This is a genomic window from Fervidobacterium sp. (assembly GCF_059913585.1).
Window position 1 is genome coordinate 165,303 of sequence record NZ_DBOLZL010000012.1, and the last position, 13,556, is coordinate 178,858.

The following is a 13,556-nucleotide window of genomic DNA, read 5'->3' on the forward strand; positions in this document are numbered from 1 at the left end:
ATGTCGAACTCCACTTTACTCATCTCCCTTCTTTGGCGTTTTTCATTATGTGATTATTCACCGGTAATTCCCGTTCGCTCGAGACTTTCAACAAACTGTCTTTGGAGGAACAAGTAAGTTATCAGTAGCGGAAGGATTGTTATCATAGTTGCAGCCATCCTAATACCCTCGTTAATTCTATTTGCCGCGCTGCCATCAGCGGTTGGAAACATCACAGCGTATCTCACAACGAAGTCCCTGAGTTCCAATGGGAGAGTCTTAATCTTATTTCCTAGCAGGAGACCTGACAGCAGAGTTTCATTCCAATACCAAACCAATGAGAAGATAAACGTTGTCACGATTGCAGGCATAGAAAGTGGAAGTATGATTTTGTAAAAGATTTGGAATGTATTAGCACCATCGATTTCCGCTGCCTCATCGAATGCTTTTGGTAGCATGTTGAAAAAGTTGAGATAAAGGAGTATGAAGATAGCACTTCTAATACCCTGTCCAAAAATCGCCGGTAAGAACGTTGCGAAGATACTATCAGTCAACCTCAGCGTGCTGAACAAAACGTATTTGGTGACCAGAGTAACTTGCGTTGGTATCAAGAACGTTGCAAGCATTAACACTATCCAGAATCTTTTCAGTGGAAATTCAAAACGTGAAAGACCGTACGCAATGAGGGCTGTTATCAAACTCTGTGCCAGTGCAGGTATAACTGAAGTATAAACACTGTTCCACAGTGCCTTGGGCATTTCCAATACTTTCCAAGCCCTAACGAAGTTATCAAGAGTTAGTTTAGTTGGTATCCAAACAACCGTTGGATTGACTAAGTCTTCGACACTCATAAAGGATGAAGTAATCATGTATAGTAATGGGTAAAGATAAGCATAACCAATGCCTATCAAAACAACGTATATGATAGTTTTGGTCGCAGGTTCTTTGAATGTCTTGTAATAAGAAATGCGGAATCTCCTCTCTTTATTCTTTGACATTTTCATATCCTTGTCTTCCTCCTTTCGCGTAACAACAGATACGCGATACCAAGAATCAGCATAACCGCTGCAAAGTATATCCACGATAAGGCGGCGGAGTATGAGTACGGCTTGTCTATGTCAAACATATGTTGGGTTATACTTGTATTAACTGCATTGTTTGCGAATGAAGCAAGGTCAACAATGGTGTAAATCGTGTTTACCAAGACAAATGGTTTTATAAGTGGTAGTGTTATCTTCCAAAAGATAACCCAGTCGTTTGCTCCGTCTATCTGAGCAGCTTCATATATGCTACTGCTTATCTTTTGTAAGCCTGCGAGGAAGAATATAATCTGAACGCCTGAGAACCAGAGAATCAACACTAAGTTATTGAACATGTATAAGAACGGATAGCTTATCGTGTTCGGTATCATTTGGAAGAATCTGTATATAAAGTACCTTCTTGGGTCTACAATACTTGCCGCGTTGTTTGCGACAAGCTCCGCCACAACAGGACCACTTACAATAACGACAGGCAAGAAGTAAAGCAGCCTAAAGAATGCCCTTGCTACAAGTTTTCTATTGAGTAGTATTGCAACTATCAGTGAGAATATAATAATCAAAGGCGTGGATAACACGATATTGAGTATCGTGTTCCAGAAATTTATCGGGAACGCAGGGTCTGTTCTGAAGGCGTATACATAATACTTCCATCCAACAAATGTGGCTTCAATTCCATGAACCGTAAAATTGACGTTAAAAAAGCTCAGGTAGAGTGAGTAAAAGAACGGATAAGCTGTGAAAATAGCGAAACCTATTATCCAAGGCAATGTGTACATGTAACCAGCAAGTGCTCTTCTTGTGCTTCTCCTCATTTGGAACCAACCCCATTTGTAGAATTGTTAGATTTAACAACCTTGAAGGATTCAGCCGGCACAACCACTAAACTATCTTTAAATTCTTCGTTTGTGTAATTGATGTATATCTCATACCCGTTATCGTAAGTTACTTTCACCACCCCAGGCTTTAGCACAATGCGATTCGTTATACTTGAACCTTTTACATATTTGAGAGCACCGTTGATTGTATTATAAATTTCCACCATTTTACTTTTCCAATCTTCGTATCGAGTTGATGGGTAATCCCACAACGGTGTGTCTTTCAAAGATGCGTTATCAAGCCAAGATACTAAGAACGAAGGATAAGCACCGTAATCTATAGCTTTCAAAACATCCGTCTTTGAGAAGAACCCGTTATTCATATACGGTGTGAAATAATTTAGTCTACCACTTAACACGATTTGTAGGAAAGGAACGGTATCTGTTTCAAAAAGATACTGACTGGAGTTCATTGGAACAGCCCCAATGGTTGTGGAATACTTCCATGCATAATTGTTTGGTTCAAATAGAATAACGTTATCCGTTTTTGAGGCTATATCGTTCAACGTTTTCTCAACAATTCTTTTAGCTTCCGAACGGTATATTTCCGAGCCTATCTTGAGATTACCGTAGAGTTTGTTCGCAAATTCTTTAACCGCGAAATTTTTAAAATCAAGCTGCGAAAGTTTTGATGCACGCGTTAAAAGATATCTTGAGGCAAGGTCTATTCTTACATAATAGCTTTTGTAGAGCCAAAGGTCTTTGTTATCCCTTTCTTCAGAGATTATGGATTGCGAAAGGTTCAGTCCAACTTCTTTTCTAAGGTTTAGTTGTTTTTCAGTTACCTTTGTCACATTGTCAACGAAAAAGAGTTCAACTCTTTTACCGTTGGATTTGTTCGTTGTGTTGAACTCAACAATGTGCCTCAAAAGTTCCTTGAAATCACCAACCTTCTTTTCCAATCCAAACTTTCCTACTTTGTTCCCGTGGATTCCCTTATCTTGCCAGCCTTCTATTAAAAGTACAATCTTGTTGATACCTTTGCTTGTTAGCTCCTTGATGATTTCTTTGATTTGCTCTACAGAAGAGATAGCTATAACTTTATGACCTATCAACATCTTTTCGATGTCTGAGACAATGATGCTTACGTAAAGAGGTATATCTTCAACTTTTGTTGAGCTAAGTTGTGTAGTGAACACATTTTTGTTCCCGAACAATTCGTTTGCGAACTTTTCTCTGTAGTACTTAGCCATACCTACATAGTTTGCCGATGGACCTGTAAGGAAAGAAATCTCAAGAACCGCATCGAACTTATTCCGGTCCTTTTGAGCAACTTGTATTCCAGCACCGCTTCTTGTTGTCGGTTGGAGATATTTCTGCCTGTAGATGAATTTTGCAGATGTCCAGTTATATTTACTTAAAATACCACTTGGATACGAAACTATAGCGCTATATTCTTGTCCTGAAGTTATAACCCCAAACAGTGCGTTCTGATTTACACCATGAACAATACCAAATACTGGCATAAGTACTGTTGGTTCTTCTCTTAAGAAGTCATTTGGTCTTCTTGCTCTCAAGTCATTGACCGTTACTAGGTTTTCTATAGAGTAGTCCTTACCGTAAACTCTCTTTTCAAACCAGTTTAGATAATGAGCTGGTTTTGAGAACCTTATTAGAGCACCCGGACCGTCTGGGACGAATGCATATCCGTTGACTTCGTCTGCTATTGTGCTTCCTAAGAAGGGCGCAAACATTACAGATGCTATTGTAAATTTCTTCCCTTCTTTTATCGTATTTTGAGGCAACTCGAATTTTACAGTATCATCCTTGAGAGTTATACGTACATCGAAACCTATCTCAAGTGGCTCAAAATAAAGCGAATACACTATCCCGTTATTGGTTCTTTGCCAATGCTTTTTAACGTTTTCGTCTGCGGAGCCTATAACATTTGATATGCCACGTTCATCAAAATATTCCAAAAGCACAAGAGACTTCGCTATAAGTTGGTACGTAGGGTTCATTTCGTTGTAAGCATCCGTCGTTTCTAAAACATCTCCCCATATGTATCCGGACCTTTTGTCAACAACCCGAACAGAAGTGGTTGTTAAATCCATCCAGAGTTCCAAATATCTACTCTCAGCTATCTTTTTATATCCTTCAAGTGTGAACGGTGATTTGACGAGTGTGGTTACTTCAGGTCTTGTAAACCTGTTTGAAAGATAATCATTTCCAATTGTTTGTGCAAAAAGAGGACGGAAGAACACGACCAAAATGACAAGGACGACTGTTGATAGAAACGATTTATTTCTCTTGAGAACGTCCTTGAATCTTTTGTGTTGTTTATCTTGCACGGTAGAGCACCTCCTGGACAATCGCGTAGACCGTTTGGACGAGTTGGTCCCAAAGCATGTAGACTATGGAGTAGACGAGTATAATTACAAATATCCAGACCAGAGTGAGTAGTATACTTTTTACCGTATCTCGGATACCGTAATCATGGATTTCTTTGACACCAGTGAAAAGCAAAACTGCAGACCAGGATATGAGAATCATTGAGGCAAAAGATACTATGAACGCCTCGTTGTATGTGAGTATGTAAGTAAGCAATATTACAAACGGCTGGAAGAGAATGTAAGGGGCAAAACTGTAGGCTGTGAATATATAAATGTCTCTCAATGTTCCACGACCGTCGTTAATAGAGCTAACTAAGTAGTTTGCAAAAACCCATAACATTGTTGGGGCAACACTGGCAAGGAGAACAAATCCGACGGACCTATCTTGGACGTTTAAGTTAAAGATGAAACTTCTACCAAAATAATCGAATTGTACTACTAAGAAGAAGAGTACATAAATGATGGTTGCTGAAAGCACAGACCCGTGCTTTCTCCTCTGAATGTAATAGAACGTGTCAAGAGGATGTCTCAATATGTTTTTAATGTAGAGTATATCACTTATTAGCTTAGACTTAATTGTTGTTTTTCTTTTGATTAGACCACGTTTTAATAACTCGTCAAATAGCACGAAAAGAGCTATTAGAATTACAAACGCAAGCAATATGGTACCTGCGTTCTTTTGCAAGAATTCGTTTCTAATTTCCCAATAGGCATCTGAATAATCCCTTTTTGCATAAGCCTTTTTAAATTCCTCTGTTGCAGCTCTGTAATTTCCTTCTTGGAAATATGCTTTTCCAAGTCCGTAGTGAGCGATTTTGGAATAACCATCGTATATCATAACTTCTTCCCAGAGTTTTTTACTCTCGAGGTATTTCCCTTGAGAATAAAGTTCGAGAGCTTTATGCAGGGTGTGAATATATTGAGTAGGATTGAAGACGTGGACAAGTCCTCGTTCTTTGTCAAGAACGTAAACCTTACCTTCGTCGTCAACGGCAATTGCAGATGCTACGGTAAACAACCCGTTTCTTTCCGTGGCGATAGCACGACCACCGAACGAAACTAGCAAGTTACCCTCAGAATCGTATTCATAAATGAGTCCTGTCTCAGTTAATGCGAATATTCTTCCATTCTTATCTACGGCAATATCTATGAAATTTGGTTCGTCCACCATCCTACCTTCTTTAGATGGAGGAAGTATATTTAAGCCTATTGTATTATGCTTTTTAATGGCACTTCCATTTTCTTTCTGGGTTACTGTGTAGATAAGTCCTTTGCTATCTATTGTGATATTGGTATAAGGTTTTGGAATCCTGTTTAGGAACTTCTCTTTCTGTTCCTTAGTGTAGAATATGTCGATGAATTTGTCCAAAAACGTTATCCCAACGGTATTTGCACCAAAGTAACCAAGGAACTCACCATTTTGATCCAGTTGTATAACGCCTTCGAATGTGCCTTCGCTCACAATGTAAAAGTTCCCTCTTTTATCGACAACAAGCTTTTTTGGTTTAAAGTTCGCAGTTTCTCCAAATAACGGATTCGTAGGTCTACCCAGCCTTCTTATTTCGTTACCCGATTTGTCGAATATCACAACTTCTGATGTACCAGGGTCAGCTACGTAAATATATGTCTCATCAACAAATACCCCAGTCGGTTGGAATAAAGACATATCACCCACGTAAGTTGCTTCCCTGGTTACCATGTTGAAAACAACGATTCTTGCATTACCAGCATCGGCAATGTACATCTTATTGTCCTTTATGAAGATATCCTCGGGGTAGTAGAGGTCTAAATCCTTGAAGAGGACTTCACTCACAACGTATGCATCCTGAGTTATTTTCCACTCATTTTTACCTGATATTGTGTAAGTGAGAAACGCACTGTTAACGGCAAAGAGTTGATTGCATAACACGAAAAGTACAAGCAAAACTCCGAAAAGTATTGTAGCGTTTTTCAATCCTGGTTTGTTCTTCTTGCTCTTGCTTTCCACGATATCCACACCACCCAACGAAAAACTTTGAGTATCTGTTATTTCAAACCACTGTAAGCCATTGTATTCATAACCCTCGATTGCATAATTATAAAAAGCACCAAATTTGGCACGAACATTATTAGACCAGCAGCAGCAGCTATCCCTTGACCTGCCACAGTGTTACCCGTTGTTTGAGTAAGGTTGGAAACATAGAATGCGAACGTTTTTAGATTCTCGTTGTTTATGTAGTAAGTTGATGCCTCTGCACTGTTCCAAGCAACTTGAAATGCCAAAATACCTACTGTTGATATAGCTGGCTTTAAGAGTGGCATTATTATATTGAAGATTATTTGGAAATCATTTGCTCCGTCAACAAGCGCTGCATCTATAAGTGCATCAGGGATTTGGTCTATAAACTGCTTTACTAGAAAGACACCAATTGGCATTGCCAAAAGCGAGAGAATATTAATAATAAACGTATCTATAAGCCCTAGCTTTTGAACTATTAAATACCTTGGAATAATAACAGCAATGGGAACAAACATGAGTGCAAGATTATTTATCGTAAAGAGTAAGTTCTTGGTTTTGAATTGCTTCTTGGAGAGTGCATATCCCGCAAAGACAGAGATAATTATTGTAAAAAGCACCGTGAAGAAAGCGGTCAATATGCTATTCATTAGATACCTAGATACAGGTATCGTTGAAGCCCGCGTGATTTGGAATAATTCATAGAAGTTCGCTAGTGTTGGCCTCCTAACGAAAAATCTTGGAGGATAGAGGAATAATTCGTCAACTGGTTTGAAGGCTTGTGAAAAGATAAAAATTATAGGCAACATCATGAAAATCGCTATCGGTGTTAAGATAAAATAGAATTTCAGCTGACTTTTATGGAAATATCTTGGATTTGTTTTTGTAGTGAACTTTGCCATACTTTCTCCCCCTAACTCTTGGCAATTTTACTGACTTAGTAACGCTCTCCAAATAAGCGCCACGCGATTCTTGAGAAGAACCAGATAATCAAAAGTAGCACAACAGAGAGAGCAGCTGCGTATCCCATTTCATACCTGAGAAAACCGTAATCTTCGATGTGGTTAACGATTAGTTGCCCAGCGTATTGTGGGGTTGGATTTGAGCCAGAGAGTGCAACTCCAATGCCTGCAGAAGTAAATGTGTTTACTATTGACATCACCGCTCCAAAAAGCATCTGCGGTTTCATTGCAGGTATAGTAACGTATATGATTTCTTGCAATCTGTTCTTTATGCCATCTATGTACGCTGCTTCGTAAAGCTGTTCATCGACGTTTAATATACCTGCAAGCATCGCCAAAAATCCTACTCCCATACTGCTCCAAAGCGAAACAAGAATCATAATATCCATCAAATGTTGTGGTGATTGCAACCATTGCACAGGTTTGTCTATAAGTCCAAGCTTGAGTAAGAGTGCGTTTAAGTATCCTTGTTGGTCGCCATTGAAAAGTACCCGCCAAATAACCGACATCGTGACACCTGCTGTTAGAGAAGGAGAATAAATTATCAAAGCGAATATCGTTCTAGGTATCCTTGTAAGTTGAGCCACAAGCCAGGCTAATATAAATGAAAGAATGTAGCCACCAACACCAACAATCAAAGCGTATTTTATAGTGTTTGGTAAAACCTTTTGCATAAAGAGCGTGTCCCGTGTGATAAGAGTGATGTAGTTTTGTATACCTATCCACTTAGGTTTTTCAATTGCGTTGAAATAGGTAAACGAAAGGTATATGGCGACAGCAACTGGTAGTGCTATGAACACAATGAATAAAATCAAATATGGTGACAACAAAAGCCAATGTCCACGATCTTTTTTCGAACTTATTCTCATTCTGTTTCACCTCGATTTAGCACAGTCTTTAAGAACTCTTCCATACTTTCGTACATCTTGTAATCCTTGACCTTCTTTCCATCGACTATGTAACCAAACTCCGTAAGTTTCCTTTCAAGTTCTCTGTTTATTAGTATCACGGACCTATCAATTGATGTTCGAAGGGGTTTACCCTCGATAACAACGCTGTTCCATATATTGCTTACTTCCCTTTCAACCATGTAACCACCCGGATGCCTTTGGACTTCTCTAATCCATCTCCATTGTTCGAGTATGACTCTCTTGTGTTTTTCATCGATGAAATCGAGTTCCTTGAACGCTTCTATATTGGCCGTGTTCCAAAGGTAAGTTGGACCGTACCTGTTGACCATCATCCTTGCAAATTTGACTTGCGTGTCTTTAGACATCCACCACTTGATAAATTCCCAAGCCTTTTCCTTTTTATCCGAATTTGCGAAGATAACAATAGCTCTATCACCTGCAACTTGGTACCTCAAAACTTGTCCGTTCTCGTCCTTAACTCCTGGTGAAGGAGCTATATCCCACAGTCCATAAATTTCATCTGCAGCGTTTAATAGAGTTACATACAATCCAAAGTCACCAACACCAATGGGGATACGACCGTATCTAAACGAATTGTAAAAGCTTGCAACTTGTTCTGGAATTCCGTATATTGCGAAAAGCTCAGTCATTAGTTCAAACGCTTTTACCGAATTCTCTTCGTTTATAGCTGTTTTCATACCGTCTCTTGTATAAAGCCTTGCTTTGTTTTGGAAGAAGAAAGGACCCGTTGTGTTGAAATACTTTGTTGTTTGTTCACACATCGGGATAGAGAAATTCATTCCTCGTCTTTGGAGCTCGGGGAGTATCTTTTTTACATCGTCCCAAGTATCTGGTATTGGTATACCCAGTTTCTCGATAATGTCTTTTCGGTAGAAAAGCACATAGAAATTCTGCGTTTCTGTTATTCCATAAACCTTATCATTAATAACCATCGGTAATAGTGTTTCAACGTTTATGTTCTTTTCTACAAAGTTGAAGAAGTCAGGGAAATATGAAAGTGGGAAAAGAGCGTTCCTAATTGCAAGTTCAAACGGTATCCAGTTGCTGATACTCATAGCAACGTCTGGAACAGCGTTTGCAGCACTTGCTAAAACGAGTTTCTGTTCATTGGGCATGATGGAGAAAATTACTTTGATACCTGTTTTTCTTGTAAAGTCACTATCTGTTAAATACTGCAACGTCTCAACGTACTGCACAGGCCTGTTTACCCATACTCTTAAACTTGTTTCGTCAACCTTCTCATATATAGAATAAGCTTCATTTTTGTTGAACAAGGATAACCATAACTTTTGAAGTTCCTCATAAGCAGTTATTAAGAACGTGGATTTCGGATAAGCGAACTTTTCAAGACTTCCTTGAAAAACGTAGACTTTGTCGATACCCATTGGCTGTTCTTTTAATCTCATCGAGAGTTCGGAAAGTCTTTGAGCTATGGAAGAAGCCCCTTCACTAAGAACGTCTATATAGAATGGCAATTTTTCAGGTTTCCTAAGAATGTTGTCTATTATTCCGGCACATACGAGCATGTCTGCAATTGATGGTAGCCCTTGTTTACCCACGATTTTGACTAACTTGTCATGTTCGGTTCTCAGGTTCTGTGAGATACTTTTCAAATCTGGTATAGCGTTCGGCATGTATTTTTCGATGTTCCATGTTCGGTTTGGGTCTAAATTGTTTCCAACGAGCTTTCTCATCTCCAAACCTATCTCTTGCAGTTTTTTCACGCTTTCTTGCAGAAATCGGATAGTTTCTTCATATATTCCTGTGGTAACTTCCAACGAGAGGATATGTATTCCTTTATCAAGATAAACTTCGAAAGGTTCATCTTCTTCGCTCATTAACACGTGGTCTTTCCAGTTGTAACCAGTATATGGGAATGGGTAATCAGCAAATTCTTTGAACGGAACCTTGCCATCTATAGAAATTCTCCTAAAAACAGGAATACCTCTGTTCATTGATTGTTTGTATCTGAAGGCTATTTTGTAATAACCTGGGGTGTCTATATAGAAAGTCCAAAAAATCTCCTGTCCTGATTGCTTATAAGTATTCTCGTCGACGATGTTAATCCTCTTTTTCAGAATTTCGTAAGGTGTTACCAAAGCGGTTTGCTCGTTGCTTACAGATATTAAAGGATCAGACTTGAATGACAGATTTTCAGCCTCTATAACTAAAACATTATCGTTACTTGGAACATTAGACTCTGAATTTTTGTATTCCGCGTAAGGCGTGCTACTGGACAGGTAAGATTTTGGAACCAAATAAAGTTCCTCTATAATTATTGGTGAACGGGTATTTTTAAGTGATATAGGGTTATCACCTGTGTTTAGTTTCAATAAGAGAGGACTTTTGGAAATTCTACTTGCATCTTTGATGAATGCCATGTAGGTTCTTTCGAAAGGCTTTTGCTCTGGTGTTATTTCATTACCATATCTATCGTAAACCTTTTCATTGAAATCATAGTATGTGAAGTTATCCAAAATCCCCAGGTAAGCTTTTCCGTTTACCTCAAACTCTAACGTCCCGTTACTTGTTGTATTGGTATTGTATCTGTATTTCAGCACGATAGCGTATTCGTCATCTTTACGAACAGAAAGAATCAACGTTGTTGCTTCATCATTTCCAAGAATAACAGGGTTTTCGAAATCCAAATTAAAAACTGCGTAATTACTTAAATCTGAAAATCTCATTTCAGAAAGCTTTTCATAAGCTTCCAAACTAGATATATCAACAAAGTCTTTCGACACTGTTGTAGATTTCATTACAAGGTCGGCTATCGAAGTAACGAACTTAGTATAAACACTTCTACCTGAAAAATAAAGAACTATCATAATAGCAATAGTAACTAAAGCTATTATCCCAGACCAGATGAGAATTTTTTTCACGTATAATCAACCCCTTGCTTTGTTTTTGTTTACCCATCTGTGCCTCTTGCCTTTTTCCTTCGAGATAACTTGGTATAATCCCGTTGGCTGAGTGAGTGAGATTTTGTAAATCTCAGCCAACGGGGTAGGTTATATATCAAACTTGGGATTATTCAGTTTCATTTACCTTCAATTTGCTTTCTCAGTTGTGGGAATTTCTTTTCTGCATCGATTAATTTCTTTTCGAAAATTGCCCAGTTTTCTTTTATAACTTTGTTTGATTTTTCTTGCGTTTCAGCAGCAACTGCTTCTGGTGTTACTTCTCCACGTCTGATTTTTTCGTTAACTGGGAATATAACGTCCCATATTGCTTCGAACCATCCTGGAACGATTTTCCACATATCTACCCTAACACTTTTATCAAGGTTTTTGAGCATCCATTTGATACCGTTAGGTATCTTCATTGTTTCAAAGTATTTTACAACATCTGGGTGCATCGTTGCAGGGATAAACCAGTCAACCAATCTTTCTCTTTCCACACCTTCAGACTCATATAGCTTCAATCTTGCAACAACACCTCGCGGGTCGTATGAAAGGAATTTCGCAAAGAGGAACGCTTCTTTTGGATACTTTGTTGTTGCACTCACAAACGTATAATTGATATGAACAGGCAGTCTGATGCCTATCTTTGGATCGAATGGGAGAGGGTAGTAATCAAAATTCCAAGGTACTGTATGGAGCCAGCTCCAATCGTAAGTTGCCTCAAATCCCATAAGCACTTTTGATTCTCTGAAGGCGTCAGCGTCTTTTCCGAACTTCTTTTGATAATCATCGAGTTGACCTTGGTTTCTCAATTCCTGATTTATAAGGTCATCGGAGACCAATCCAGGTATCGATTTGAGCTCTTTTTGCAACTTAATAGCTGGTATCCAACCTCCGTTCACAAGGTCAAATTCCCACTTCACTGGATCAAAGCTCCAGAATGTTGTGTGTTTGCTTAGAACCGCTGCCATAAATGTATCGAATTCCCATAGCTGATTGATACCAGAGTATTCCCTCGTCGTAGCTTTTCTTGCGTATTGTTTGAAAAGATCAACTGTCCATTCTTCGTATTTTGGAATTTTTAAATTCAGTTTCTTAAGTAGATCAAGATTCAAGACTATACATTCAAAATGCAATCTTTCAGGAAGGGCATAAGTTTTCCCGCGATACTTGAATGCGTTTTTTGCACTTTCTGGGACATATTTATAGTCTGGGTCATCTTTAAGAAATTCATCTAATGGGTAAACCCAACCCTGAGAAACGGGATAAGATAGTGGTTCCCATGATTCTGCAACAACATCAGGGAGTGCTTGCTTTGCAGACACACGGGCGGTCAAAAAGCTATTGACTTCTGGTTGGTTTACGACAAGTTTTACCTCGATATTTGGATAGTATTTGTTAAATTCCGCGATAAGCTTTTTATATCTATCCACGTTCCAACTCCAAACAGCTACCGTTATGGTGGCTTTAGCAAACGCAGAAACCATAAACAACATCAAAATCAAAGCAAAAATAAACTTACGCATTAAAAACACCTCCATTCGAAGTATTTGAGCTAAATCAGAAATTGAAGCCTACAGTGAATTTTGTATATTTGTATCCATCTTCTTCAAAGTGTATAAGCAATTTACCATCAGCATTTTCCAACTTTGTTGCAATGTATGGTTCCAAAGATAAATCACCCGTTTTGAAGTTATAATTTCCGCTAACTCCTACCTTGTAACCCACGAGTTTGTAATTAACATCGCCAGCCAACTTGATTTTCATAGGATCCGTAATAGTATTTGTCAAATCCAATTCTGTAGAAATGTTAATCCCTGCAACCTCACCAACCAAACCGACTAATAGACCTTTGATTGTTGCATTAACATAATCATATCCGCCAGCTAAGTAAAGTGTAAATGGTCTTATTGGATAAGCAAGTCTTGCGCCAATCATACCTTCGGACAAATCAGCTTTTCCTACAACGTTTAATGTCAAACCAAGCGGGTAAAAATTGTTGGTTTTCATAAGAAGTGCAAACGTTAAAGGATTGCCGAAATTAGTTCCAATATCGAACATAAAGCCACTGAACGTGTAGATGAAGGACACTGTACTTTTGTACCACAAAATTCCTGTTCCGTTATAACCCCATTTAAACGATCCGCCACTTCCCATAAAGCTATCATAATCCGCCACGTTTCTGTAGCCAAAGAACACCGTAAGGTTGTTGTTTACCTTCCATGGTATGAAAAGTTCATTGACATACATACTTGTGATATTCGGGTCTGTATATTTTACATCAACAACGAGCACTGCTCCGCCAGATGTAACAACGAGATACGCTGCATTATCTCCTGGGAACCAATTGGAAACACCAAGTGTGAAATTTGGATTTATTGTGTAATTAAATTCTACTCTTCCGTTGAGTTGGACAGAACCAGCAAAAATGTTTACGAATACTAAAACAGCAAAAATCACCACAACGAATTTTTTCATACCTTTCCCTCCACAATTTTTTGTGAATTTTACTCTAAAACTCTGGGTAACCTACGTT

General features: G+C 38.6%; 9 protein-coding genes. All 9 read right to left on the reverse strand.

What is annotated here, in order from left to right:
- Nucleotides 1-53: 53 nt before the first annotated feature.
- On the reverse strand, nt 54-983 hold the full coding sequence (locus AC3M61_RS04105; RefSeq protein ID WP_500779625.1) for a carbohydrate ABC transporter permease: 930 nt from the start codon (nt 981-983) through the stop codon (nt 54-56).
- The gene (locus AC3M61_RS04110; protein WP_500779626.1) at nt 980-1,831 is read right to left on the reverse strand and encodes a carbohydrate ABC transporter permease; all 852 of its coding nucleotides are present in this window, start codon (nt 1,829-1,831) and stop codon (nt 980-982) included. Before AC3M61_RS04110 ends, AC3M61_RS04105 begins: the two co-directional genes overlap by 4 nt.
- The gene (locus AC3M61_RS04115; protein WP_500779627.1) at nt 1,828-4,185 is read right to left on the reverse strand and encodes a DUF5696 domain-containing protein; all 2,358 of its coding nucleotides are present in this window, start codon (nt 4,183-4,185) and stop codon (nt 1,828-1,830) included. The genes AC3M61_RS04110 and AC3M61_RS04115 overlap by 4 nt, the downstream gene beginning before the upstream one ends.
- On the reverse strand, nt 4,175-6,214 hold the full coding sequence (locus AC3M61_RS04120; protein WP_500779628.1) for a YIP1 family protein: 2,040 nt from the start codon (nt 6,212-6,214) through the stop codon (nt 4,175-4,177). The genes AC3M61_RS04115 and AC3M61_RS04120 overlap by 11 nt, the downstream gene beginning before the upstream one ends.
- Before the next feature lie 38 nt (nt 6,215-6,252).
- Complete coding sequence (locus AC3M61_RS04125) at nt 6,253-7,125, reverse strand: carbohydrate ABC transporter permease (RefSeq protein ID WP_500779629.1); 873 nt, start codon at nt 7,123-7,125, stop codon at nt 6,253-6,255.
- A gap of 35 nt (nt 7,126-7,160) precedes the next feature.
- A complete protein-coding gene (locus tag AC3M61_RS04130) occupies nt 7,161-8,054 on the reverse strand; it encodes a carbohydrate ABC transporter permease (RefSeq protein WP_500779630.1) in 894 nt (297 codons plus the stop codon).
- Nucleotides 8,051-10,999 carry an extracellular solute-binding protein gene (locus AC3M61_RS04135; RefSeq protein WP_500779631.1) on the reverse strand — a complete coding sequence of 983 codons (2,949 nt, stop codon included), beginning with the start codon at nt 10,997-10,999 and terminating at the stop codon, nt 8,051-8,053. The genes AC3M61_RS04130 and AC3M61_RS04135 overlap by 4 nt, the downstream gene beginning before the upstream one ends.
- A gap of 158 nt (nt 11,000-11,157) precedes the next feature.
- Nucleotides 11,158-12,546: an ABC transporter substrate-binding protein gene (locus tag AC3M61_RS04140; protein WP_500779632.1), complete on the reverse strand. Its 1,389-nt coding sequence runs from the start codon at nt 12,544-12,546 to the stop codon at nt 11,158-11,160.
- Nucleotides 12,547-12,580: 34 nt separating this feature from the next.
- A complete protein-coding gene (locus AC3M61_RS04145) occupies nt 12,581-13,498 on the reverse strand; it encodes a hypothetical protein (RefSeq protein WP_500779633.1) in 918 nt (305 codons plus the stop codon).
- Between the last annotated feature and the right edge of the window lie 58 nt (nt 13,499-13,556).